General features: G+C 34.3%; 20 protein-coding genes and 1 tRNA gene. 9 read left to right on the top strand and 12 right to left on the bottom strand.

The genetic code is table 11. From position 1 onward, the window contains the following. Positions 1-60 precede the first annotated feature (60 nt). The 3 genes from RMN97_RS05000 (at position 61) to RMN97_RS04990 (ending at position 5,480) form a co-directional block, all read left to right on the top strand. Positions 61-2,967, top strand: a complete 2,907-nt coding sequence (locus tag RMN97_RS05000) for an alpha-amylase family glycosyl hydrolase (RefSeq protein ID WP_309613428.1) — start codon at positions 61-63, stop codon at positions 2,965-2,967. 219 nt (positions 2,968-3,186) lie between these two features. Next, on the top strand, positions 3,187-4,503 hold the full coding sequence (locus RMN97_RS04995; RefSeq protein WP_309613427.1) for a hydroxymethylglutaryl-CoA reductase, degradative: 1,317 nt from the start codon (positions 3,187-3,189) through the stop codon (positions 4,501-4,503). Between the two features lie 62 nt (positions 4,504-4,565). Further along, on the top strand, positions 4,566-5,480 hold the full coding sequence (locus RMN97_RS04990; protein WP_309613426.1) for a GYDIA family GHMP kinase: 915 nt from the start codon (positions 4,566-4,568) through the stop codon (positions 5,478-5,480). 33 nt (positions 5,481-5,513) lie between these two features. Here the strand turns inward: RMN97_RS04990 and RMN97_RS04985 are convergent, their stop codons facing one another. From RMN97_RS04985 to RMN97_RS04950, 8 genes are all read right to left on the bottom strand, one after another. Continuing rightward, positions 5,514-5,909, bottom strand: coding sequence for an Imm44 family immunity protein (locus tag RMN97_RS04985; RefSeq protein ID WP_309613425.1), 396 nt, complete (start codon positions 5,907-5,909; stop codon positions 5,514-5,516). A gap of 107 nt (positions 5,910-6,016) precedes the next feature. Continuing rightward, on the bottom strand, positions 6,017-8,119 hold the full coding sequence (locus RMN97_RS04980) for a peptidylprolyl isomerase (protein WP_309613424.1): 2,103 nt from the start codon (positions 8,117-8,119) through the stop codon (positions 6,017-6,019). A gap of 109 nt (positions 8,120-8,228) precedes the next feature. Continuing rightward, complete coding sequence (locus RMN97_RS04975; RefSeq protein ID WP_309613423.1) at positions 8,229-9,488, bottom strand: hemolysin family protein; 1,260 nt, start codon at positions 9,486-9,488, stop codon at positions 8,229-8,231. Between the two features lie 3 nt (positions 9,489-9,491). Further along, positions 9,492-9,683: a hypothetical protein gene (locus RMN97_RS04970; protein WP_309613422.1), complete on the bottom strand. Its 192-nt coding sequence runs from the start codon at positions 9,681-9,683 to the stop codon at positions 9,492-9,494. A 5-nt stretch (positions 9,684-9,688) separates the two neighbouring features. Continuing rightward, positions 9,689-10,240, bottom strand: a complete 552-nt coding sequence (gene lptC / locus RMN97_RS04965) for an LPS export ABC transporter periplasmic protein LptC (protein ID WP_309613433.1) — start codon at positions 10,238-10,240, stop codon at positions 9,689-9,691. Continuing rightward, positions 10,240-11,514, bottom strand: coding sequence for a hypothetical protein (locus RMN97_RS04960; RefSeq protein ID WP_309613421.1), 1,275 nt, complete (start codon positions 11,512-11,514; stop codon positions 10,240-10,242). Before RMN97_RS04960 ends, lptC begins: the two co-directional genes overlap by 1 nt. 11 nt (positions 11,515-11,525) lie before the next feature. Next, positions 11,526-12,797 (bottom strand): hypothetical protein, encoded by a 1,272-nt coding sequence (locus RMN97_RS04955; RefSeq protein WP_309613420.1) that lies wholly within the window; start codon positions 12,795-12,797, stop codon positions 11,526-11,528. Next, on the bottom strand, positions 12,790-13,521 hold the full coding sequence (locus RMN97_RS04950; protein WP_309613419.1) for a type III pantothenate kinase: 732 nt from the start codon (positions 13,519-13,521) through the stop codon (positions 12,790-12,792). The genes RMN97_RS04955 and RMN97_RS04950 overlap by 8 nt, the downstream gene beginning before the upstream one ends. A 97-nt stretch (positions 13,522-13,618) precedes the next feature. On the opposite strand from RMN97_RS04950, the gene RMN97_RS04945 reads away from it, so the two are divergent. From RMN97_RS04945 to RMN97_RS04925, 5 genes are all read left to right on the top strand, one after another. Then, positions 13,619-13,691: transfer RNA gene (locus tag RMN97_RS04945), tRNA-Phe, on the top strand. Positions 13,692-14,096: 405 nt separating this feature from the next. Next, complete coding sequence (locus RMN97_RS04940) at positions 14,097-15,773, top strand: peptide MFS transporter (RefSeq protein WP_309613418.1); 1,677 nt, start codon at positions 14,097-14,099, stop codon at positions 15,771-15,773. 71 nt (positions 15,774-15,844) lie between these two features. Next, positions 15,845-17,356, top strand: coding sequence for a peptide MFS transporter (locus RMN97_RS04935; protein ID WP_309613417.1), 1,512 nt, complete (start codon positions 15,845-15,847; stop codon positions 17,354-17,356). A 7-nt stretch (positions 17,357-17,363) separates the two neighbouring features. Continuing rightward, on the top strand, positions 17,364-19,169 hold the full coding sequence (locus tag RMN97_RS04930; protein ID WP_309613416.1) for an oligopeptide:H+ symporter: 1,806 nt from the start codon (positions 17,364-17,366) through the stop codon (positions 19,167-19,169). Between the two features lie 50 nt (positions 19,170-19,219). Further along, the gene (locus RMN97_RS04925; RefSeq protein ID WP_309613415.1) at positions 19,220-19,708 is read left to right on the top strand and encodes a thioredoxin family protein; all 489 of its coding nucleotides are present in this window, start codon (positions 19,220-19,222) and stop codon (positions 19,706-19,708) included. A gap of 5 nt (positions 19,709-19,713) precedes the next feature. Here RMN97_RS04925 and RMN97_RS04920 read toward each other — a convergent pair whose 3' ends face one another. From RMN97_RS04920 to surE, 4 genes are read right to left on the bottom strand one after another with little or no spacing between them, the layout of a single operon-like run. Then, entirely contained in the window at positions 19,714-21,723 is a 2,010-nt protein-coding gene (locus tag RMN97_RS04920) for a ComEC/Rec2 family competence protein (protein ID WP_309613414.1), read from the bottom strand. Between the two features lie 60 nt (positions 21,724-21,783). Next, positions 21,784-22,380, bottom strand: a complete 597-nt coding sequence (locus tag RMN97_RS04915) for a C40 family peptidase (RefSeq protein ID WP_309613413.1) — start codon at positions 22,378-22,380, stop codon at positions 21,784-21,786. Positions 22,381-22,418: 38 nt separating this feature from the next. Continuing rightward, on the bottom strand, positions 22,419-23,540 hold the full coding sequence (gene lpxB, locus RMN97_RS04910; protein WP_309613412.1) for a lipid-A-disaccharide synthase: 1,122 nt from the start codon (positions 23,538-23,540) through the stop codon (positions 22,419-22,421). A gap of 52 nt (positions 23,541-23,592) precedes the next feature. After that, on the bottom strand, positions 23,593-24,363 hold the full coding sequence (gene surE, locus RMN97_RS04905) for a 5'/3'-nucleotidase SurE (protein WP_309613411.1): 771 nt from the start codon (positions 24,361-24,363) through the stop codon (positions 23,593-23,595). 206 nt (positions 24,364-24,569) lie between these two features. Here surE and RMN97_RS04900 point away from each other — a divergent pair, with 206 nt between their 5' ends. Continuing rightward, positions 24,570-26,840 carry a carboxy terminal-processing peptidase gene (locus RMN97_RS04900; RefSeq protein WP_309613410.1) on the top strand — a complete coding sequence of 757 codons (2,271 nt, stop codon included), beginning with the start codon at positions 24,570-24,572 and terminating at the stop codon, positions 26,838-26,840. Positions 26,841-26,899: the final 59 nt, after the last annotated feature.

The following is a 26,899-nucleotide window of genomic DNA, read 5'->3' as shown; positions in this document are numbered from 1 at the left end:
TTTAAAATATTTCCCGTCATTATTATTTGGCGGGGAATGTTTTTTTTTAAAAAACACACTATGAAAAAATTACTGTTAATCGTACTGTTTTCTACTTTAGCTGCTCACGCTCAAGTACAAACAATTACACCTACTGTTACTCCAAACCCCTTTGAGAGAAATCAGAGTATTACCATCACTGTTCAGGGAAGCCAGATTAATGAAGCAACCTGGGGTGTTACTGGAAATGCGCTTTATCTTTGGGCATGGATGCAAGATGCCAATGGAAATTATATAGCTGATTGTCCTTCAAATGGCGCTTGGACTGTTTCATCAGAAACTAATAGGCTAACTTACAACTCCGGTAACGATACCTACACCAAGACTTTTGTTCCTCAAGATTTTTATGGTAATACTGTTTTTGGGAAAATGTGTTTTTTGGTAAAAGCTAAAGACGGTTCCGGAGATAAAAAAACAAATGATAATATTTTTAATGTAGGTGCATTTCAAATGACATTATCATCACCAGCAGAAAATAGCAATACTATAATTTCTACTAGTACTAATGCTAGTGTTGTAGCCAGTAATACAGGTGGAGCAGCAACTTACACCTTAAAAGCAAACGGAGTGATAGTTAATGGTCCAACATCGACAACTTTCTTTACTGCGGGTCCATTAGTAACACAAAACACAGTATTTACATTAGAGTGTACGCAAGGAGCAACAACAATTTTAAAAAGATTTAGCTATATATTCAATCCTGGAACAACTTCACAGACAATACCAGTAGGAAAGGTTGATGGAATAAACTATGATCCTGCCGATGCTACAAAAGCAACATTGGTATTAAATGCTCCTTATAAAGACTTTATATATGTAGCAGGCAGCTTCAACAATTGGCAGCCAACAGCATCATATGCCATGAAAAAGGATCCAACAACCGGAAAATTTTGGTTAAATATTACAGGCTTAACTCCCGGACAAGTATATGCTTACCAATATTGGGTTTGCGATGTGACGAGTCGTCCGACCAATTCTCCTGCAGTGGTTAAAACTGCTGATCCATTTTCTACTCTAGTATTATCTCCTTTTGATGATCCACAAATCATAAGCTTAGGAGTATATCCCGGATTACCAGTTTATGCTACAATAGCACCAGGACAAGATAGAGAAGTTACAGTTTTACAAACTGGCCCAACAGCATGGTGGAATTATACTTGGAGCGCAGCAACAACAAATTTTGTCAAGCCTAAGAAAAAAGATTTAGTAATTTATGAAGTTTTGGTTAGGGATTTTGATGCCAATAGAAGCTACCAGGATTTAATCAATAAAATTGATTATTTTAAAAATCTTAAAATAAATGCCATTCAATTGATGCCCGTAATGGAGTTTGAAGGAAATGAGAGTTGGGGTTATAATTCCGTTTTTCATTTGGCACCAGACAAAAGATATGGTCCTCCGGCCAAGTTAAAAGAGTTTATTGATTTATGCCATCAAAACGGAATTGCAGTAATTCTTGATATTGCATTAAACCATGTTTTTGGTCGTTCACCACTTGAAAGAATGTGGATGTTGGATACCGATAATGACGGTTGGCCAAATTCAACTGGTTTCAGAGTTTCATCAGAAAATCCATATTGTAATCAGGATGCAATGCACTCGTATAGTGTTGGTACCGATTTAAATCACTTTAGAGAACCAGATAATTTCACCAATACTTATTCTGTTAGAACTATTCAGACATGGATTCAAGATTATAAAATTGACGGTTTTAGATGGGATTTGACAAAAGGATTTACTCAGCAATGTCCTCCAAGTACTACTGCTGGGGTTCAAGAAACATGTACCAATGGATACCGCTCTGATAGAGTTGCTAAACTAAAATGGTATGCAGATAGACAATGGGAGTTTGACTCAAATTTCTTAGTTATTTTTGAACATTTGGGGAATGGAGGTTCTTATGATGAGGAAGTGGAATGGGCTAACTATTTGCGTTCAGGTGACGTCAAGGGTATTATGCAATGGAGAAAAATGACTGATCCATATGCCAATCTTTTGAAAGGAAATTTTGCCGATATTACTTCTGTTACTGATACAACAAATCGTTTTGTTGGTTATGCTGAAAGTCATGATGAGGAAAGAGTAGTTTATAAAGCTTTAAACGATTCTGGAAGTAACCAAACTTATGGTAATTTGTTTAAAGTGCACCAAAGACTCTCGGCGATGGGTGCAGTTCATTTATTAGTTCCAGGGCCAAAAATGATATGGCATTTTGGAGAATTAGGTTGGGATAGATCATTATGGACATGTAGTACTGGCAACGTTTCTTATTCCGCACCAGATTGTAAGTTAGATACAAAACCGCAACCTCAGTGGACAGAAAACTGGTTAGCCGACACTAATAGAGGTGCCATTTATGCTAACTGGGCTAAGATGATTGATTTAAAGAAAACAGAAAATGTTTTTGAAAATGGTCAATATGCTTGGAACCTAAATGTGCTTGGCAGTCCAAGGATTGATATTTACACGAGTCTTTCACAAACAGCTTCTTTAAGTTATGTTTTTGTTAGAACAAATTTCTCTGACAATACCTTGAACACTTCAGGAGGTTTCCCTTTTATTGGAACTTGGTATAATTTGATGGATAATACGACAATTGAAATAACATCAACAACTCAGAATATTTCATTAGAACCAGGTGGATTTAGAGTTTATGGTAATAAAGCTGCGACTTTAGCGAACAATGATTTTAATCTTATTAATACAGTAAGCTTATATCCAAATCCTACGTCGGGAAGTTTTAATATAAAAGGACAAGTTACTAAAGTAGAAGTATATTCTATTACAGGACAATTGGTAAAATCATTTGGCAATATTATTTCAGAAGAGCATCAGTTTGATGTAAATGATTTGAGTAACGGAGTTTATTTAGTCAAAGCAATTGACAGTAACAATAGTTCTAAAACAATGAAATTAATTAAACAATAAGGTATAGTTAGTAATATTTAGTTTGTTTACAAGCCACACCTATTTGTGTGGCTTTTTTTATGTAAAATAAAACAAAATCATTTGCTGTAAAAACTTTAGAATGGTAGTTTTGTAACATGAAAAAAGTGATTGTCAGAATTTTAAAAATTACCGGAATTTCATTTGAGATTTTTTTACCATGCTATGCTCAAATCACAAACTCTAAATCAGCACCCAATCATGAATAATGCAATTTCTGGGTTTTCAAAACTAACCAAAGAAGAAAAAATAAATTGGATTACAAAGGAATATTTTGCCAATCCGGCAGAAGCTGTTGCGACCATAAAGCAATATTGGAACAGCGATGCCAAGCTGCAACAATTACACGATGAGTTTATAGAAAACACGATTTCCAATTTCTATTTACCAATAGGAATTGCTCCTAACTTCCTAATTAACGGCAAGTATTATTCGGTGCCATTGGTTATTGAAGAAAGTTCGGTTGTAGCTGCTGCTGCCAAATCGGCAAAGTTTTGGAGTACGCGTGGCGGATTTAAAGCAACGGTTTTAAACACCGAAAAAATAGGGCAGGTTCATTTTCTGTTCAAAGGAGATTCAGCTAAACTTGAGAAGTTTTTTGATAGTCAAAAAGATAATTTGATAGCCTCCACAGAAAGCATTACCAAAAACATGCAAAAGCGTGGCGGCGGAATAACCTCTTTGGGACTTCGAAATAAAACTACTGAATTAGAAAATTACTTTCAGTTGCATGCCACTTTTGAAACCAAAGACAGTATGGGTGCAAATTTCATCAATTCGTGTTTGGAACAATTGGCAAAAACATTAAAAGGAGAAGCACAAAATTATTCCGATTTTAATGAAACAGAAAAAGAGATTACAGTCGTGATGAGCATACTTTCGAACTATGTTCCGAATTGTATTGTTCGCGCCGAAGTTTCTTGTAAAGTTTCAGCATTAGCAGAAAGGAAAATAGAAAACCCACAGGAGTTTGCAGAGAAATTAGTTCAAGCTGTTCGCATTGCCGAGATTGAACCTTTTCGTGCGGTTACGCATAACAAAGGAATTATGAATGGCGTTGATGCAGTTGTTTTGGCAACGGGAAATGATTTCCGTGCTGTGGAAGCCGGAGTTCATGCCTATGCTTCCCGTAACGGTAAATACTCGAGTTTGTCTCATGCTAAAATTGAAAACGGAATATTTACTTTTTGGATGGAAATTCCGCTAGCATTAGGAACCGTTGGTGGTTTGACTTCATTGCATCCATTAGTGAAAATAGCTTTGGAAATTCTGGGAAAACCATCGGCTACGGAATTAATGCAGATTGTTGCAGTAACAGGTTTGGCACAAAACTTTGCCGCCTTACGTTCATTAACAACAACCGGAATTCAGGAAGGACATATGAAAATGCATATCAATAATATTCTCAATCAGTTTCAAACCACAGCGGAGGAACGAAAAATAATCAAAACTCATTTTGAAAATAATTCCATTTCACATGCTTCGGTGGTTGATTTTATTGAGAAATTAAGAAAGTAGTTTAAGATTAGCTTCGCTCCGTTCGGCTAAAGCCTCGGGTGCTTCGTAACATCTCAATGACAATGAAAAAGACTTTTTACAGTAACGGGAAACTACTCATCACAGGAGAATATTTGGTACTTGATGGTGCCAAAGCTTTTGCGTTACCTACAAAGTTCGGCCAAAATTTAATCATTGAAGAGTCGGAAGGCCATATCATTCATTGGAAAAGTTTTGACAGCGATGGAAGTATCTGGTTTGAGGATTATATTCAGTTTTCTTCCATTATTAGAAAAGAGCGTTTTGATGATGCCAAAAACATCACGAACACTTTAATCGAGATTTTACACGAGGCTTTTACAATGAATCCTGATTTAATTACAAAGTCAAAAGGATATACAATCAGAACCGAATTGACATTTCCAAAATCATGGGGTTTAGGCACATCTTCTACGGTAATCAACAATATTGCTCAATGGCTCGAAATAGATGCGTTTGAGCTGCTTAAAAGAAGTTTTGGAGGTAGTGGTTACGATATTGCCTGCGCTCAAAATAACAGCCCTATTTTATATCAGTTGGTCAATGAAAAACCAGTGGTAGAAAAAGTAAATTTCAAACCTGATTTTCAAACCAAAATCTATTTTGTTTATCTCAATAAAAAACAAAACAGTAAAGCGGCGATTGAGTCTTATTATGGCAAACATGGAAATATAGAGAATGCAATAACAAAAATTAATTCGATCACAAAAGCTGTAATCGAAGCTAATACTCTAAAAGAATTTGGCGTCGCCTTACAAAATCACGAAATTGAATTGAGTACTATTTTAGAATTACCAACCGCTAAAGAAGCATTATTTCCCGATTTTGACGGTGTGATAAAAAGCCTTGGTGCTTGGGGTGGCGATTTTGTAATGAGCATCTCTAAAGAAAATCCAACCGAGTATTTCAAAGAAAAAGGTTTTGAGATTGTGATTTCGTATAATGAAATGATATTGTGATAGGATTAATACAAGTATAAGCTTTTGTATCTTCTACATATCTAAGCAGTTTCTTAAATCATTTGAGAACAATTCAATATTAAATTTTTTCAGCTTTTCATTATTGAGAATCTCTTTTGATTTATTTAGAAATTCTTCCTTTAAAATAATCATTCTTTCCTCTTTGTCAGCATTTAAAAACTGTTCGAAATCAAGTTTTATTTCGTATTCAATTGCGGGTTCTTTTCTGAAAATTTTTAATGTTCTTACCGTGAAGAAAGGTTCAAATCCTTTAGAAACACAAATGATGACTACATATATTTTTTTAATCTTGGGGTCATATTCCTTTTCAAGAAAAAAATCATTCAAGATAACATTAAGGTCCAGAACAATTCTAGATTCAAAAAATGTAAATTCTCTTGAAAATTGTGGACCAATACTGAATTCCATAATTCTAATTTTTATTAGTACGATAGTTATTTGTAATGTTCAAAACAAATCTAAACAAAAAACCCAAAGCAATAGCTTCGGGTTTTTTTATACCTTGAGATTACAAACTAGTAAAAATTAGCTCTGTTATCTTCTATGTCAGCATCGTCTTTCAACGCTTGCATAAATCTTCCTGAATTTCCAACAGCCTGTTGTTTTACTTTAGCAGTATAATCATCATATTTCTGAATTGCTGGTGCTTTGGTAACCACTTTAGTAGCAATAACATATACTCCCGAATTTCCTTCAATTGGTTTTGAAACTTGACTTGCTTTAGATGTAAATGCCTTTCCAACTACTTTTGGTTCAAAACCAGCACCAGGAACATTTGGACTTTCAACGGTTAAATCAACAGCGTTCATAACAGGAACTTTATTAGTAGCCGCGATAGCTGCTAAAGAAGCACCTTTCATTTTAGCTTCAATCTTAGCTGCTTTCTTTTTGTTTTTCAATATTGGCTCAACTTGTGGTCTTGCTTCTTCAACTGACATTAATCCTTTTGGAGCCATGCTTTTTAATTTAGCAATAACATGACCAACATTTACGATTTCAAATCGTTTTACACTACCAATCTTGGTATCATCTTCAAAAGCCCATTTCACAATTTGTCTTTGGTTACTCATTGAACCAAAGTTCTCATCTATTGCTTTTACTCTTACCGCTGGACTTGCAGTTAGTTTTGCTGCTTTAACTAAGGCAGCAAAATCTTTATTCGCCGCATCCATTTCAAATTTGGTTGCTTGTGTGTAAATCTTATCATTCGTAGCTTCCGACGGCTCAATTTTTTGAGCAATAGTTGCCAATTTCACGGCATCTTGCTTATCAGTTACTTGGATAATATGGTAACCAAATTCAGTTTCAACTAAACCAATTTTTCCGATAGGATTATTGAAAGCAAAATCATTAAACGGTTTAACCATTTGACCTGGACCAAAAAAACCTAAATCGCCACCTTGCTGCGCAGATGAATCATCAGAGTTAGACATGGCCAACATCATAAACATTCCTGGGTTTGCTTGCGCCTGCGCTAATAAACCATCAGCTTTAGCTTTGGCTTGTTCTTTAGTTCTTTTTTCTTTTTTGTTTGGAACTTTTGTTCCTTCCCAGCTGATTAAGATGTGACTTGCTTTTGCTTTCGCTCCGGCTTTTCTGCCTAATCCTTTTGATAAACAATAGTAGTTATTACGCATGTATGGACCATAAATTTCGCCTGTAGGTAAGTTAAATAATTGTTCTGCAACTTCAGCTGGTAAATCTTGTTTTGACACATAACTTGAGTCAAACGGAATATCAGAATTTGCGTTTACAAAGTCAGCGTTATCCGTTACTGATCTAAATCCTTGAATAGTATCATTTTTACCTGTTTCTTTATTGTAACGAACATTTGGTAATAATAAGGCGTCAACATTTTTCTTGATTTCAGCTTCGTCGGCAGCAGATGGTTTTTCTGAAATTAAAACATAATCCAACTCACGAGATTCTTCCGATTTGAATTTTTTCTCTTTCGTTTTCATGTATGTAGTGATTTCCTCATCAGTCACTTTTACATCACTGTCTTTTATTGAAGAAAATGGAACCATCACAAAATCAAAGCTCACTTTGTTTGATTCTGCTTCATATTTGAATTTTCCTTCTGTTTGAGTAGCATACATTCCACCTTTTATCAAAGAATTATAGATGTCATACTTGGCTCTTAACTCAGCATTTTTTTCCTGATCTTTCAACATTTGAATTCCGTTTGGAACTTGTTTGAAATAATCCTTAAACTTGTTTAAGTCAAATTTACCGGCTGCATTTAAAAACATTTGGTTCTGACCAATATTTGGGTCAGATTTGAACGCTTCAATAATATGTTTTTCGCCAACGCGAATTCCTAATTTTTCGAATTCAGCGTTAAGCAGCGCCACTTGAACTTCTTGATTCCAAACTTGGTTTGAAGCTTGCATCGAAGTCATATTTTGACCTTGATTTTGAGAATTTTTTTCAGTGTTTGCTACCTTTATTTTGAACTCGTCAAAAGAAATATCTTTTCCATTTACACTTCCTACGTCTGTAGACACACTTTTAAAACCTTTTGTAAATACATCCTGTACAACAAAAGCCAATAAAGCAAAACCTATCGCTAATAAAAGTAAGCCCGAACGATTTCTAATTTTTGATAAAACTGCCATTTCTATTTTTGTTAATTTTTAATTCAGTTTGCGAAAATACAATTATATGTGAAATAATAATACTCACAGAGTTATAATTTCATCTAATTTTCGATTTTTTTTTTGGAAATTAATCCAATACCGTCATTTTTACTAATTCGATTTTCTTATTCGTCGCTTCTTCAATAACAAATAAAAAGTTTTCGATGGTAATTTGAGTGCCTTTTAATGGAATTTCTTTCGAAAAATCAACGATAAATCCACCCAAAGTTTCATACGAATCACTCTCAGGAATGTTCAATTTATAAGTTTCGTTTAAATACTGAACATCCAAACGAGTTGAAAAAAAATAATTCGAATCATCTACTTTATTTTCTATTAATTCTTCATTAGAATCGTGTTCGTCTTCAATTTCTCCAAACAGTTCTTCCACAATATCTTCTAAAGTCACAATTCCGGAAGTTCCACCATATTCGTCTAGAATTACTGCCACACTTCTTCGTTTTTTGGTCAACACATTCATGGCGTCTTTTATCAAAATTGTTTCGGGAACAAATTCTACGGGAATCATAATCGATTTGACACTTCGTGGTTTTTTGAAGAGTTCAAACGAATGAACATAACCCACAATATCGTCAAGTGTATTTATATAAACTAGTATTTTAGAATAACCGGTTTCTATAAAAAGTTCTCTTAAATCTGCTATAGAACTGTGCAAATCAACCGCAACGAGTTCTGTTCTTGGCGTCATGATTTCTCGTGCTTTCACGCCGGAAAATTCTAAAGCATTTTGAAAAATCTGAATTTCAGAATCTACGGTTTCGTGATCTTGCACGGCATTCATTTGTTCCGAAATATAATTTCCCAGTTCTACTTTACTAAAAGACAAATTAATTTGGTCTCCTTCGGTTTTGAAAAATTTTCGCAAAACATAATCTGAAATCCAAATCAGAAATGACGAAATATAATAAAAGAGTTTGTAGAAAAAATAGGCCGGCAAGGCAAAGAATTTGATAAAGGTATTGGCATAGATTTGAAAAAACACTTTTGGTAAAAACTCGGATGTCATTAAAACGATGAGCGTTGAAAGTGTTGTTTGTAAGAATAAATTCGAAAAAGCGGTGAAGTTAAATCCGAGTGTTACAAACCAGCGCATCAATAAATCGCCCATAAAAAACCCGTAAACAACCATAGAAATATTGTTGCCCACAAGCATGGCGGCAATAAATTTGGATGGTTTTTGGGTAAGTTTGGTTAGGATTTTGGAAATAAAATCGTCTTGTTTTTTTTCAATTTCAAGATAAATTTTGTTGGAAGAAACAAAAGCGATTTCCATTCCAGAGAAAAAAGCGGAAAGTATCAAGCATAGAATGATTATTCCGATTTCCATGAATTAGGGTTTTTTGTTGTGGTCGTCAAATTTTTTAGCAAACTTTCTTCTAAAGAAAAATAGAAAAATACAAACAGCAGCAAATATTGCACTAATGGTAAAGTTTTCTTGTGATCGCCATTTTACAAAAGCGTCAATAGCAAAAAGGATTCCGGCAAGTAAATAGGCGTATTGGGTAAATCTTAAATAATTCATAGTGGTTATTCTGATGATTGGAGTTCTCCGGATATTTTTTGTGAGTTAACTTTTTTGAAATCTTTACTAAAATCAATTCCTTCGCCATAGGAAACTCCCTTTGGAGAAGTAAATTTAAACTTTTTTTCGGTAAAAAACCATTCGTTTTTCTGGTCGTAATACAATTGCTCTGTTTCGAGCAACTCGCCATTTTGATTAGAGATTTTTACGTCGTTCTGCAAATCTATTATTTTAGTGGCTGCGTGAGAGACAGCATATTTCGCATCAATATACGTTTCCTTACCATTTTTATCAAATAACGTTAAATGGATGCCTTTCGGGAATTCGGTAAATGGGAATTCCACCGTGGCATAGTCCAGCATTTTTGGACTTATCAAATTGGCGGTTATTCTTCCGGAGTCGGTGTATTTTAGGTTAATTCCATCAGCATCACCACTTGGTGAAAATTCGGCAAAACCCATTTTTTGAACATCACGAAAGTTACTTTCACAACCAATTATAAGAAAACAAAAGAGGATTGCGATAATAAACGGGACACTATTTCTAGTAGAATACATCATTGTTTGGCGGGAAAAGTAATGGTTTCATTAATCCAACAACCAATGGTTAGCGATTTTCCATTCATTTTTGCTTTGGAAATTTCAGCAGCTGTTACCGATTTGGCTTCAAAATCTTTGGCTACTTTATCAGAAGTTGGCTTTAATCTTGGTTCAGCAATTGGAGCTTTTTTAGCAGTTTGTATCGCTAAATAATAGACTGCTTTCTTTTCGAAATCGGTTTTACCACAATCGTTCGCACTGTTAGCGTAAAGTTGGGCTAAAAACAAATAGGCTTTTCCCATTTTTGGATCAGCAGTCACAGCTTTACTAAGGCATTCTTTTGATTTTGGTAAATCGTTTGCCAATAAACCTGAAGCAAGTGTGTAATATATTTTGGCTTTTTCTATTGGATTCGTTTGTAATTCGGCCGATTCGTTATAAAATTTAATCGCTTCCGGAAACTTTCTTTGTTTCAAATTCCCTAATGCCATGAAGTTAGCCGATTGCGCTGTGACTTTAAGGGAATACAGTTTTTCGGCCAAAGTATTGAAGATAGGTTTGTTACTACATTTACCAGAAAGACTGAGTAATGCAGACGTAATCCAATCTGTATTTTCTTGATTTTCACTATAGTTTTTGGTGTAAAAAGCTTCTAGATTTTCACAAGTTTCCACGTCTTTTATCAAGTTGTCAATGGCTCTTTGTGCGGTTTTATATTCCTTGCTTTCCGGTTTGGAAGCTTGTAATTGATTCAGTAAAGAATTCACCATTGTGTATTTATCTAAAACTGAATTGGCCGTTATTTTTTTGTCACCGCTTTTGAATTTTTCACAATACATACTGAAGTAAGTATAGATTGCGTTAGCATCAGTTACATTTTTTGAAGCTTTGGCAAAACCGTTGTCTAATAAATTGAAGATTTCTTCTTTGGCATCAATTTTATTGGAAACCAAAGTCATGGCTTTATTTACTTCAAAATCCGGAGTTGAAAGAGGAAAGTTTTTATTGTATTGGTCGTACAATTTTAGAACATCGCGAACTAACTTTTCTTTTTCTTCGGCTGAAGCAGCATTGTCAATTTTATATTGAAGAATTTGAATTCCGTCAGTATAAACTACTTCATTTTCTTTTGGGCAATTTTTTATAACATTGTTCCAAACATCATACGATTCAGCAATTTTATTAGCTTTAAAAAAGGCTTGATATTCCGTAGTTTTTGAAGTACAATCAAATTTTTGAGCATTGCTATTTGTAATAAACAAAATGCTAAGTATAAAAATAATTGCCTTCATAATTATTAGTTTTAGTCGAATTTACGCTTCACAAACCATTTATCGCTTAATGATAAACCAACACTTAAGTTGATATAATTTTCTTCTACTAAATTATAATATTTTGTTCCTCTTTTACCAATTTCAAGTCCAATATTGATGTTAGTAAAGGTACCACTTAATGGCATTCCCAAACCGATATTGGCAGCAAAATCATTGATCGATTTATTCTGAATTACTAAACCAGTATTTTCATAACGCAATCCACCACGATACACAATTCTCTTGTAATAATTAGAGTAAGAATTGTAGTTTGGTATAAAAAAACCACCTAAACTATAGCGAATTGAGTTTTCAAAAGTAGCTCCTTCGATATCGTTAAAACGATTAGACATTACACTGTTATTTAGTAAAGTAATTTCGGCACCCAATAACCATTTTTTCACCTCACCAAAACCTGACCCAAAAGTAAGTTTTGCAGGAAGTTTTATTTTGGTGTCTTCAACGGGTATGCTTTGCCTTTCAATTACACTTACAGCACTGCTGCTCAAAAGTTGAACAATATCAATATTACGGGTATTACCCAATGTTAATTCGGCTTCGGGTGTATAAGCTAAACTACTAAAGAAAGAATATTTAGCATTTACTTTTGTTTGATAGGTTATTCCTAAATCAACGTTAACACCTCGCAAGTCAGAAATATTGTTTTCTCTTGATCCGTATTGCAAATCAGTTTGATATTGCAAATCAGTAGTCTCTATTGTTCCAAAATTATATTGAACAGTAGCACCAACATTTATTTTAGTAGTAAGACGATATCCAAAACCTAGGAAAACTTTGTTTACGCCGCCAATTCCATTATATTTTGAATAAATGCTTCTGATAGTGTCATTATTGCTATTGGTAACATGGGTTGTTTTTCCAATTTTATATCCGACAGAAGAATAAGGAATAAGCCCAAATCCGATACCAAGTTTACCAACCGGAATTCCGACAGCTAAATAATCTAAAGATGTTCTTCGCGCTTTTGCTTCTTGAGCTTCTGTTCTGGATTTTGTATTGGCATAAGTCCCGCCAATAGCAAGTCCTGTTAGCTTTAGACTGGCTAAATGTGCAGGATTTTGAATATTTATGTGAATACTATCTGGGAAAACAGAAAGACTTCCCATAGAACGATTTTCAACAGTTCCTTTAAATTTTATATCGCCAATTCCGTAAAAAGAATAAGGGGAAGATGTTCCTTCTTGAGCAAATAGTGCCAATGAAAAAAGTAAACAGATGCTTACTATAATTTTTTTAATCATTTTGGTTGTATTGAAATGTTTGGTTCAAACTTTCTATTAGGAAATTTGAATTGGCAAATATGGTATTTTTTAATCGTATAGCCAAAAATTCTGCATCACCGCCCGTTAAAATTATGATAAATTTAGCGTATTGGGTTTTGTAAAGTTCAATAAACCCATCAATTTCGGATGCAGCGCCATTAATTACACCAGAATGAATAGATTCTTGAGTAGAATTTCCAATAAAACTTTTGGGATAGTTTTTAGTTAACAAAGGTAATTTAGCGGTATGCTGATGCAATGATTCATAGCGCAAACGAATTCCAGGAGAAATGGCACCACCAAGATAATTGTCATTTTCATCAATAAAATCATAGGTTATACAAGTTCCCATGTCGATTACCAAACGATTTTGTTTGGGATATTGTATAACCGCACCAGAAGCCAAAACCATTCGGTCGATTCCAAGCGTAGCTGGAGTACTATACAAATTGGTAAACGGGAATTTTTTTTCGTGCGTTATAAAATGAATTTCAGCTTTGTTTTTTAAAGACAAAAACGATTCCTTTTCTACACTTCCTACTGAAGCCACAACTAATTTTTTGATTTTCGGAAACTTATTTAGGATAAAATTTGTCTCAGTTAGAAATGCTTCTTTGGTAAAAATAAAAAGTTCAACAAGTGTATTTTGTTCAAAGACAGCAGCTTTTATTCGGGTATTTCCAACATCAATGATTAAATGCATGACACTATTTTTGGTTGCCAAAGTTACGAATAGTTTTTTTTTAGAATTTTTTTTGGATAAATTAAAAATCGTCCTATATTTGCACCCGCATTAAAAAGGTACCTTAGCTCAGTTGGTAGAGCAATGGACTGAAAATCCATGTGTCCCTGGTTCGATTCCTGGAGGTACCACAAACAAACCCATCACTAAAAAGTTGATGGGTTTTTTGTTTTCAACCTTTAAATGTGTCTCTGGTTCCCCCGATGCTTCGGGGCTGGAGGTACCACAAACAAACCCGAACAATCTGTTCGGGTTTTTTGTTTCCTGGAATTTTTGAATACGGAAAGATAAGACATTTGTGATTATAGCCCCGACAGAAGCTGGCTACCGTGTAGCGCGGATGGCGGGAGCAGAAGTGTAAAGAAAGCAAAAGTCCCGCTTCTAAAAATCTAATTTCCAATCTTTTTCTCAAGACATGAATTTCATAAAATTGCATTTAACACAAAAAAGTGCTGGTAATTGTAATTTTTTCACTAAAATTGACAGTTTTTATAAAGAAAAATAAACTATTCAAAACCAAACTAAAACAATAAAAAATGAGTGAAACAGCGGTAAAAACTGGACATCCAAAAGGACTTTGGGTATTATTCGGAACAGAAATGTGGGAAAGGTTCAACTTCTACGGAATGCGAGCGATCTTAACTTTATTCCTTGTAAATTCTTTGATGATGAAAGAAGAAGATGCTTCTTTGATTTACGGAGGTTTCTTAGGGCTTTGCTATTTAACGCCAATGTTAGGTGGATTTATTTCTGACCGTTTCTTCGGAAATAGAAATTGCATCTTGCTTGGTGGATTAATGATGGCAGCTGGACAATTTTTATTGTTTTTTAGTGCTTCTGTTTTTGGTTCAAACATTAGTTTGGCAAATACCTTAATGTGGTCAGCATTGGGAATTATCATTTTTGGAAATGGATTTTTTAAGCCAAATATTTCTTCAATGGTCGGAAGTTTGTATCCAAAACAAGAGAAATCAAAACTAGATACAGCATTTACCATTTTCTATATGGGTATCAACTTGGGAGCTTTTTTAGGACAATTAATTTGCCCGATTGTGGGAGATGTTAAAGATGATGCAGGAATTAGAGATATTCACGCATTTAAATGGGGGTTTTTAGCAGCGTCATTGGCGATGTTAATAGGAACAGCTGTTTTCTATTTCCTAAAAAATAAATATGTAGTTACACCAGAAGGAAGACCTCTTGGTGGTTTGCCAAAACACAACGTATCGGATGATTATGAAGAAGGTGAATCTCAAAAAGCTGTTTTCTCTCAAAAAGCTTTAATTGGAGCTGTTGCTTCTTTCTTCATTTTAGGCGCAATTTTTCACTATGTTGTCGATCAAAACTGGATATACACCGTTATCTATTCAAGTGGTATTACTTTAGCAGGATTAATTATTTCCGATTCCTCTTTAACCAAAGTAGAAAGAGATAGAATTTTGGTTATTTATATTGTAGCCTTCTTTGTGATTTTCTTTTGGGCAGCCTTTGAACAAGCCGGTTCATCTTTAACGTTTATTGCCGATAATCAAACTGACAGAAACTTCTTTGGCTATAATATGCCGCCATCGATGGTGCAAATTTTTAACGGATTGTTCGTTGTGGCTTTTGCAGTTCCGTTTAGTATGTTGTGGGATTATTTGAGAAGTAAAGATAGAGAGCCAATTTCTCCTGTAAAGCAAGCCGTTGGTTTAGCCTTGATTTCCTTAAGTTATTTTATCATTGCTTACAATGTAAAAGATTTGGGTAATAGCGGATTGTTAGCCATCAAATGGTTGATTCTTTTATATCTAATTCAAACGGCAGCCGAATTGTGTTTGTCCCCAATCGGATTATCATTAGTTGGTAAACTATCGCCAAAACGTTTCTCTTCCTTATTATATGGAGTATTCTTTTTATCAAATGCTTCAGGATATGCATTAGCTGGAACTTTGGGTTCTATCTTGCCAGCAACTGGAGATAAGTTTGTAAAAGCACAAGAATTGGGTATCGATTTACAAGCGGTTTTGGATAAAAAAGTAACGCCAACAGCAGAACAATTGAAGTTGCTTGCTGACAATCAAATCACTGACCATAATCCTGTTTTTGTCGGATTTGAAATTCACAATCTATTCGAATTCTTTATGGTATTTGTAATTCTTACTGGATTTGCAGCTGTAATTCTTATGGCATTAACGCCTAAGTTGAAAAAAATGATGCATGGCGTTCGTTAGTAATCTTTAAAAATATTTTATATCTTTCAAACCTCCAATAACTCTTGGAGGTTTTTTAATTTTAAACACAAATGGAACAAAATCTGACTCTAGATCAAATTCAAAATTTTAAGGGAAAATACCCAAAACAATTGTGGTCTTTATTTTTCTCTGAAATGTGGGAACGTTTTTGCTTTTATGGAATGCGGGGAATGCTTGTCATTTTCATGGTCAATGAGCTGATGATGAATGATGAAGTGGCCAACCTGCAATATGGCGCCACACAGGCTTTTGTTTATGCTTTCACATTTATCGGCGGCTTGTTTGCCGACAAAATATTAGGTTACCGAAAGTCCCTGTTTTGGGGCGGAATCCTGATGATAGTAGGAAGTACTATTCTTGCAATAGATCCAAAACAATTCTTCTTTTTTGGTATTAGCTTTACGATAATTGGCACGGGTTTTTTTAAGCCTAATATATCAACTATGGTTGGGAAACTATACAAAGACGATGACAACAGAAGAGACGCCGGCTTTTCATTATTCTATGCGGGGATAAATCTAGGTGCTATAATCGGCGGTTATCTTTGCATCTCAGTAGCAAACGGAAGCATGCTTTCCTCCGTTGTTCCCGAACATTTGCGCTGGAACGTCGCGTTCGGATTTGCCGCAGTAGTAATGGTAATAAGTTTATTGACTTTTGTACAGACACAGAAATCATTGGGTTCAATCGGAACATCTCCTTTGCTCGAATTAACTGACGGCAAAAGAAAAACCTACGAATTCCTTACCTATCTAGGTTCGCTTGTTGTCATTCCTGTAGTTATACTATTGGTATCCAATTCAGGTTATACCGACATATTCATGTATATCATTGGGCCCTGCTCGCTGATTTATCTTTTGTATGAGATGCGTCATTTCTCATTAAAAGAAAATAAAAAACTACTTGCAGCCTTGGTATTAATCATATTCTCGATTGTATTCTGGGCCTTTTTCGAACAAAGCGGAGGTTCATTGAGTCTTTTCGCAGCAAGCAATTTAAATAAGACAGTTCTGGGGGTTCCACTTGATCCAAATGGTGTAAACAATTCCGCAAACGGCCTGTTTGTAATTGCTTTTGCAGCATTAGTAGGACTGGTATGGCTCTGGATGGCCAAAAGAAAGATTGAGCCTAATACCGTGATTAAATTCGGACTGGCATTCTTATTTCTCGCAGGCGGTTTCTATATATTCTATTACACCAAATTTTTCGCAAACGCCGATGGAATTACTTCACTGGATTTATTTACTTTTGGGTGGTTCATTATTACATTTGGCGAATTGTGCCTGTCACCGATAGGAATGTCAATCATGACAAAGCTGTCACCCGCAAGATTGCAAGCCGTAATGATGGGGATGTGGTTTCTGGCCAGTGCGTATGGTCAATATTTCGCAGGATTATTAGGGGCTAATATTGCTAAAGCTTCAAAAAACGCAACAAATCTGGAAAAACTTACTGTATATGCTGATGGCTATAAACAATTAGCGATATATGCACTGATAGCGGGATTAGTCTTAATACTCATTTCACCATTGGTAAAAAAATTAATGCAGGGAATAAAATAATTACTCCATGAGTCAAAATTCAACAGATCAGTTTTTTAAAAGCACCGTTTTAGGGCATCCTTCAGGCTTATTCGTTTTATTTTTTACAGAAATGTGGGAACGATTTTCATTCTATGGGATGCGTTCTCTGCTTATTATGTTTTTTACGGCTTCATTAGTAGATGGAGGTTGGGCTTGGACAAGAGAAAATGCTTCAGCTTTGTTTGGGTCTTATGTAGGTTTGGTTTATTTGTCAACCATGCTGGGAGGTTATTTTGCTGACAAGGTTATTGGCTTCCGATGGGCAGTAATGCTCGGTGCTTTCTTAATGACTTTGGGTCATGCTGCCATGGCAGTTGAAACCCATTTCTCCATTTATTTAGGTTTGGTATTATTGGTTTTTGGAAATGGGTTTTTCAAACCAAATATGGTTTCTATTATTTCTGAAATGTATAAAGACAGACCGGAGAAAAAAGATGGTGCCTATACGTTATTCTATATGGGTGTTAACGCCGGAGCTTTTTTCGGAATATTATTGTGTGGTTATTTAGGTGAAAAAGTAGGTTGGGGTTATGGTTTTGGTTTGGCCGGAATATTTATGTTTTTTGGAATGATACAGTTTTGGTTGTCACAAAATATTTTTGGCGACATTGGATTGAAACCAAATAAAGAAAGCAAAGCCAAAAAAGAAACTTTGGATGACGACAAAAGAAATCCATTTACGTCTTGGCAGTTGGTGGTTATTGCAATTTCAGTTATTTTGGGATTACTTTGGATAATAAACGCTCCCGTTTCAAAAATATCAGAAGGTAAAATAGATGTCTTCGGATTTTTGGGAAGTAACGGAAATTCAACCGCTATTTCAACCGCTTTAGGATTGTTCATTATTTTACTGATTTATCGTTTTACACAGTATTCTAAAATTACACGCGAGAAATTAATGGCAGTTACCTTTTTTGCTTTTCTGGCCATTTTCTTTTGGGCTATATTTGAGCAATCACCAAACAGTTTAACCATTTTTGCAAAAGATTATACTGATAGAGTTTTGGAAGGAAATTGGAGCATGATTTTCTTAATTGTCAATTCCTTAATGACGATTTTGCCTTTAGCTATTATTACCTGGTTAATGTTGAAAATGTTTAGGCAAACTTTTAAAAATTATGCGGTCGCGAATATTATTCTAAGTGTAAGCTTTGTTATTATTTGGAGTATTGCTATCTGGATGCTAGTTAAAGATTATTACACCGCCGGAGTTTTATCACTTTCTGACAGCACACTTGATTTATTGAAAATTGATAAGGTTGCGACACCACTTACCGAAGTTCCGGCAACTTGGTTTTCGACTTTAAATTCACTGTTTATTATTTCCTTAGCACCATTATTTTCAAAATGGTGGGAAAGTAAATACAATCCAACGGCTAATATAAAATACGGAATCGGAATGCTATTTCTTGGATTGGGAATGGCTTGTATCGCAATAGGCGCAAACGGAATTGAACCCGGAGCAAAAACGGCATCTGTTAGCATGATTTGGCTGATTTTAGTGTATCTTTTTCACACTATGGGCGAGTTGTGTATTTCACCTGTTGGATTGTCATACGTTAGTAAATTGGTGCCGGCCAGAATGATTGCTTTTATGTTTGGCGTATGGTATTTGGCAGTTGCCATTGGGATGAAAGGCGCTGGGATTTTTGGTGAAAACATAGATAAAATTGCTGACGAACATGGATTGAGTTATTTCTTTTGGTTATTGACAATAATTTCTGTAACCATGGCGCTGCTATCAATATTAATGTCTCCAATTATAAAAAAATTGATGCATGGTGTCAGATAGATGACATTTATTTGGCATTCTTTTTGTTATATTTGAAAAAATTTAAAACAATGAAAAAAATAGTAATCACTTTATTTCTAATCTTGGGTTCGTTAACAATACAAGCGCAAGAGGTTAAATGGCAAACTGATATGAACGAGGCAATGAAGATTTCTAAAAAATCTAAAAAGCCATTGTTTTTGTTTTTCACAGGAAGCGATTGGTGCGGATGGTGTATTCGTTTGCAAAAAGAAGTTTTCAAAACTCCGGAATTTGAAAAATGGGCAAAAAAAAATGTGGTACTTGTTGAGTTAGACTTTCCAAGAAAAACAGCACAAGATCCGGCAATTCAAAAACAAAACTCCGAATTACAACAAACTTTTGCGGTTCAAGGATATCCAACAGTTTGGATTGTAAACGCAAGCAAAAAAGACGGAAAAATCAATCTTGAAAAATTAGGAAGTACCGGTTACCTTGCCGGTGGACCAACTACTTGGTTAGCTAATGCAGATCAAATACTCGCTAATAAATCAACAAAAAGTGGTTTCACTACAAACTAAAAAAATTAAATCTTATAAAATCCTTTTTCATTAGTATTATGAAAAGGGATTTTTTCTTTTCTACACGTTGCTTCCCAAAGCCGGATATAACTTTTAAAGTTTGAACCATCAACAACAATTTCTTTGGGTTTATAGGTTTTGAGTAAACGTTGCATATTCAGTTTTGGTGATTGAATAATAACTAAAACATCAGGATGAATCCCTTTTGTGTAAACACACGAACTGTCTATGATTAGCATTTTTTGATGTTTGAAATACAGTACGTTTTGCAATGGTTTTTTTGCTTTAGCTTCACAAAAATTTCCAACCAAATAGGATTGAATAAGTAAATTAGAACTCAGATTTTCCCGAATACTATCATTGCTATATAATGTCACAGCATTACCAATTCTTTTGGTTATGATTGTGTTCTTTTTACAGTTAAAAATAATTAGCTCATCATTATTTTGAGTTTGCTTTTTTTGAATAATAAAAATAATTTGTAATAGAAGAATACTTGTAAAAGCTACTGTAAGTCTCTTGAAAGTTGGCGTTTTAATCCATAGAATGATTAGAATAATTACCAAATAGGAACTCGACAGCATTGCAGTTGAAAACGAAATGTTTTTAAAAACAAAAAAATCAAAAGAAGCAACCCAATGAATTATCCTATTAAGAAAAGCAATCAGAAACTCAATTGGTTTTGCAATAAATTCAGGAACAGTATGAAATGTAGCGATCAGAACTGCCAAAACACCAACCGCCATAATTATTCCGAGTAAAGGCAGAATAAGCAAATTGGTTACAAAAAACAATCCCGGAAATTGATGAAAATAGTAAATACTTAATGGCATGGCGCCAATTTGTGCGGCAAAAGAAACGGTGATAATATCCCAAAAGTAGTTGATGATTTTGTTTTTTGGTTGCCAAATGCTTGACAAAACAGGTTGTAACCAAATAATAAAAAATAAAGCAAGATAACTCAGTTGAAATCCGACATCAAACAAAAAGGAAGGTTTGAATAGTAAAATTAGCAACATTGAAACCAACAACGTATGGTAAATATTGACCGTTCTTCTTAGATGAATTCCAATTGCAAGAAAAGAAAACATGGTTACAGAACGCACGATTGATGGCGCTAAACCAGCCAAAATGGCAAATGACCAAAGAGACAAAACGACGATAAGCAATTTCAACAATGAACCTTTTCTCGAATTGCTAATTGGTTTTAGCAAAAAGGTAATAAACAGCAAAATAAAACCCACATGCAAACCGGAAACAGACAAAACATGAACCGCTCCGGCATATTGATAATCTTTCAAAACTTCAGGGGAAATGTCTTGTTGTTGCCCAAGGATTAATGCATTCAAGACATTTAATTCTTCTTTTGAAATAGCGGAATGTTCTAAATTTGAAATGATGGTTTCCCTGAAATTCGAAAAACTTGCCCACAAACCCGACTCATAATTTCCAATTTTGATTTGATTCGGTTTTGTATAAACCTGAACATATATTTCCTGATTTTCAAGGTATTTACTATAATCGAACAAGTTTGGATTTAATGGTGTTTTGTTTTTAAAAACGATTCCAATGACCATTAAATGATTGCCAATTTTCAGATTCTTAACAGTATCTCTTTTAGCAATATTGAGAATAATTTTTCCATAACTTCTATTACCGTCAAGTTCTTTAACTAAGCTTACATAGCGATTATTTTTTTGAGTACTCTTTAGCTTTTCCACCAATAGCAAATCCAGCTTATGAACTTTTTCATAATCGGTAATTTGATTGGTGTAATGAAATGGGTTTGCGTTCTCTTTGTGAATCAGTGCTGTTGAAATTCCGATAAGAGTAGATAAGAGAAAAACAAAACTTCCAAAAAGGATTTTGTAAAAAGGTCTTTTTTGACTGTAAAGGGAAGAAATACATAATCCAACTATGCCTAAAGCCAAACTAGTAAACACAAAAACCGAGTTCAGACTTACTATCCGACACAAAAGTATCCCAAATAGAAATCCGATAAATATTCTTGCCAAAGGGAATTGTAAGATTTTCACATAATAAAAGTACGTAAAAATTCAATTCTTGCAAGAAAATTATTCTATAATTCTGTTGATTTGTTTAAAAGTTCTTTCGTAATAAGATTCTTTTAACGATGAAATCATTACGCCACCAGTTGTTGAAGAATGAATAAATTTAATCTCATCACCATTTACTTCGACAATCATACCAACATGATTTATTCGATGCTGACCTCGATTAATAAAGAAAATAAGATCTCCTTTTTTGGCTTTCTCAGGGTTAATTTCTGTGCCAACTTCTGCCATTTCATGTGATGAACGAGGAAGCGTAATGTCAAATTTTTTGAAAGTGGAATACATTAAACCGGAACAATCAAAACCTGCTGGAGTTGTTCCGCCAGAGCGATAACTAGTTCCTAAATTATCTGAAGCAACATTAATGAGCTGTAATGCCAGATAACTATCCGTATTGTTTTCAATAAAAATATCGGTTGCATTTTTATTGTTAAGGGGATATTTTTTAGTGTCTTTTTTCTTTGGATCGGTATTAAAACTTTTTGTCGAATTGCTCAAAGTAGTAACTTCGTTTAAAATAGCATCACCCATTGTATTTGAGGCAAAAGTACTGCCGCATACAATAGAAACGAGAACTATTTTAAATATGTTTTTCATTCACTTAGGTTAGTAAGCAAATATAGTATATTAAACACTTAAACCAAACTTTTTAACACTTTAACGATTATTTTAGCAGTTTTTTCACTGGCACCAATGCCTCCAAGTTTAGATTCTAAGTCGTCATATTTTTTCAATAGCACTTTTCTGTGATTTTCTTCCAATAATTTAGAAAGCTCTTGCTTTAAATTTTTTGAGTTGAATTTATCTTGAATAAGTTCCGTCACGACTTGTTCATCCATAATCAAATTGACTAACGAAATATACTTTAACGTAATAATCCTTTTAGCGATTTGATATGATGCCCAACTTCCTTTGTAGCAAACCACTTCGGGCACTTTAAATAAGGCAGTTTCCAAAGTTGCAGTTCCCGATGTAACCAAAGCTGCTGTTGCGATACTCAACAAATCATAGGTTTTATTCGAAATAAATTTCACGTTTTTAGTAGTCAAAAAGGGTGCGTAAAAATGATATTCCTGACTTGGTGCACCGGCAATTACAAATTGATAATCCGGAAAATCATTGACTATGCTCAACATAACGCTCAGCATTTTCGTGATTTCTTGTTTCCGGCTTCCGGGAAGAATTGCGATAATTGGTTTTTCGTCTAAATTATTTTCTTTTCGGAATGTAACTTCATCTGTTTTAACGCGAGTATGAATGGCATCAATCAATGGATGCCCAACAAACTCAACCGGAAAATGATGTTTTACTTCAAAGAAATCTTTTTCAAAAGGAAGAATGACAAACAGTTTGTCAAAGTCTCTTTTTACGGCTTTGATACGGTTCTCTTTCCATGCCCAAATTTGTGGCGCAATATAATAGTATGTTTTTATTCCTTTCTGCTTTGCCCATTTAGCAATGCGCATATTGAAACCCGGATAATCAATAAAAATAATTACATCGGGATTGAATTTTTCAATGTCGGTTTTACAAATTTTAATGTTATTGAGAATGGTTTTCAAGTTCATCACTACTTCTGCAAAACCCATAAAAGCTAGTTCACGATAATGTTTTACTAGAGTACCACCAACATTTCGCATCAAATCGCCACCCCAAAATCTGATATCGGCGAAAGTGTCTTCTTTGTAAAGTGCTTTCATCAAATTAGAACCGTGTAAATCGCCCGAAGCTTCGCCGGCAATGATGTAATATTTCATTTTATATTTGCATATTTGTTATTTGAATAAAATGCAGTCGCTCTAGCTGGTGTCATAAATTCCAAGTGTTAAGCTGGGCAATAGCATGATGCGCCGTTAAATCAAATTGTACCGGAACTATAGAAATGTAACCATTTGCCAAAGCCCATTCATCAGTATCTTCGCCTTTGTCCTGATTGACAAATTCTCCTGTTAACCAATAATAATCTTTGCCATAAGGTGTTTGTCGCTTATCAAATTTTTCCATCCAAATGGCTTTCGCTTGACGGCAAATTTTAATTCCCTTAATTTCTTCCATTTTTAGTTTGGGAAAATTAACATTCAAAACAGTTCCATCGGATAGTTTTTTTTCTAAAACTTCTAAAGCAATTTTTTTGATATAAGGTTTTATTTGTTCAAAATCGGCATTCCAATCATAATCCAATAAGGAGAAACCAATAGCGGGAATTCCTTCAATTCCGGCTTCAACAGCAGCGCTCATCGTTCCGGAATAAATAACATTAATCGAAGAATTTGAACCATGATTAACACCTGACACGCACAAATCGGGTTTCTTTTTCAAGATTTCGTTGACTGCCAATTTTACACAGTCAACAGGCGTTCCCGAACAACTGTATTCTGTTATGACGGAATTTTCGGCAGAAATTTTATTCAAATAAATAGTGCTGTTGATGGTAATGGCATGCCCCATAGCACTTTGCGGACTATCGGGAGCCACGACAATCACTTCACCGATTTCTGCCATAACTGAAATTAAGGCTCGAATTCCCGGAGCATTTATGCCGTCATCATTGGTAATTAAAATCGTAGGTTTGGAAATCATATTTTTGAAATTATTTAACTAGCACAGTTTTTGTTAGACTTGTGTTCAGCAAAATTAAACTATTTTTAAGATTTGTATAGCTGCATTTTCATAACTTTGAACCAGCATGCGATGTAAATCAATAAGGACAACAATTTTTTTAACAAAAAATTATCTCGACAAGAAATTCTTAGCATAGTTTTTTGTTTACTTTAGACCAATAATTAATGATTAAAATAATTCAATTTATGAAAAGAAACTATAAAGTGCTTCTGGTAATTACGTTGTTATCAGTTGCGTTGTGGAGTTTTATGCCAAAAGAGAAATCTTCTGATCCTGAGAAAGATAAAATGTTGATAGAATTATTGACGTTCGTTATTGAAAAAGGGCATTATAATCCGACAGCCATCGATGATACTTTTTCAAAAGGCGTCTATAAAGATTATTTGAATGCATTAGATCCATCAAAAAGGTTCTTCATGCAATCGGATATTGATGAGTTTGCGAAATACGAAACTCAAATTGACGACCAAATCAAAAGCAAAGATTTGACCTTTTTTGATTTGACTTACACTCGACTAATGCAGAGAATGGAAGAAAGTAAAACCTATTATAAATTGGCTTTAGAAAAACCATTTGATTACAAAAAATTGGAATCTATAAATACAGATTACGAAAAATTACCATTTTGTAAAAACATACAGGAACTGAAAGAGAGATGGCGTTTACAAGTGAAATTATCCACTTTATCATCGTTAGTTGAGAAACAAAAATTGGAGGAAGATTTAACAAAAGATAAAAGTAAAACTTTAGAAGAAAAGTTAAAAGAGTTTAGAGCTAATCAAGGAGACAAACTTACACCTGAATCAGAAAAGAAATTTATTGCTGATGTTGAGAAAAGGAAAAATCAAACGCCAAAAACATATGAGCAGCTCGAAAAAGAAACGAGAGAAAGCACATTAACCTCTTTGAATGACAACTTTAGTTTTATAAAAGATTTGGAAAGAGAAGATTGGTTTTCTATATATGTAAATGCTATAGCGTCACGTTTTGACCCACACACTTCTTATTTTGCTCCAAATGAAAAAGAGAAATTTGATGTTAGTATGAGTGGCAAACTGGAAGGAATTGGTGCTCGTTTGCAAAAGAAAAATGATTTCACAGAGATTACAGAATTAATTTCTGGTGGTCCAGCTTGGAGAGGAAAAGAGCTTGAAGCCGGAGATATTGTTTTGAAAGTTGCTCAAGCTGATGCCGATCCTGTTGATGTTGTAGGCATGCGATTAGATGATGTTGTCAAAAAAATAAAGGGGCCAAAAGGAACAGAAGTTCGTTTAACGGTTAAGAAAACAGACGGTTCCATAAAAGTGATTACTATTGTTCGTGATCAAGTTGAAATTGAAGAAACCTATGTAAAATCAAGTGTCGTTGAGAAAGATGGCTTTAAATATGGTATAATTTATTTGCCAAAATTTTATATCGATTTTGAAGACCAAAATAGTCGTGATGCGGGGAAAGATGTCGCAATAGAAGTAGAGAGATTAAAAAGAGAAGGTGTTCAAGGTATTGTTATGGATGTTAGAGATAACGGAGGAGGTTCTTTGAAAACTGTAGTTGATATTGCAGGTTTATTTATTGATCAAGGACCAATAGTTCAAATTAAATCAGCGGCAGGGAAAAAAGAAGTGCTGTATGATAGAGATGCGAAAGTACAATGGGATGGTCCGTTGGTAGTAATGATTAATGAATTTTCAGCTTCAGCTTCAGAGATTTTAGCAGCGGCTATTCAGGATTACAAGCGAGGTATAATCATTGGAAGCAAGCAGTCTTACGGAAAAGGAACTGTTCAAAATGTAATTGATTTAAATCAGTTTGTTCGTGGAAGCACTTATGGAGATTTGGGTGCACTAAAAACTACAACTCAAAAATTCTACAGAATAAATGGTGGTTCTACTCAATTAGAGGGAGTGAAAAGTGATATCGCTATTCCGGACAGATATTCTTATCTAAAAATGGGAGAAAGAGATATTGATAATGCGATGCCATGGGATAAAATTGATCCGGCTGATTATAAAATTTGGGACAAACAAAACAACTTTGATTTAGCTATTGCAAAAAGCAGAGAAAGAATGAGTAACAATGCTCAAATGAACCTTATTGATGATAATGCGAAATGGTTGGATGAAAGAAATAAAGAAAATGTTTATAGCTTAAATATTGATAAATTCAAGGCTGAACAAAAATCATTGGACGAAAAAAATAAAAAATACAAACCGATTGTCGATTATAAAAACTCGTTTGATTTTAATTCACTTCCTTATGAAATTGATGAAATGAATAAGGATTCTGTCCTGAAAGAGAAACGAGACAGATGGCATGAAAGTTTGACAAAAGATATCTATATCGAAGAAGCGATTCATATTCTAAATGATTTGCAATCTGCGGATAATAAAGGATTAACAACTAAAGTTAAGAAAGACAAACTAGTAAAATCGTAAATTGATTTATCGTTCTAAAGGAAAAGCCATCTCATTTTTTACGAGATGGCTTTTTTATT

The sequence above is a fragment of the Flavobacterium sp. genome, from assembly GCF_031381455.1.
Classification (GTDB): domain Bacteria; phylum Bacteroidota; class Bacteroidia; order Flavobacteriales; family Flavobacteriaceae; genus Flavobacterium.
Note: the sequence above shows the minus strand (reverse complement) of the source record. Positions and strands in the feature narration are given on the sequence as shown.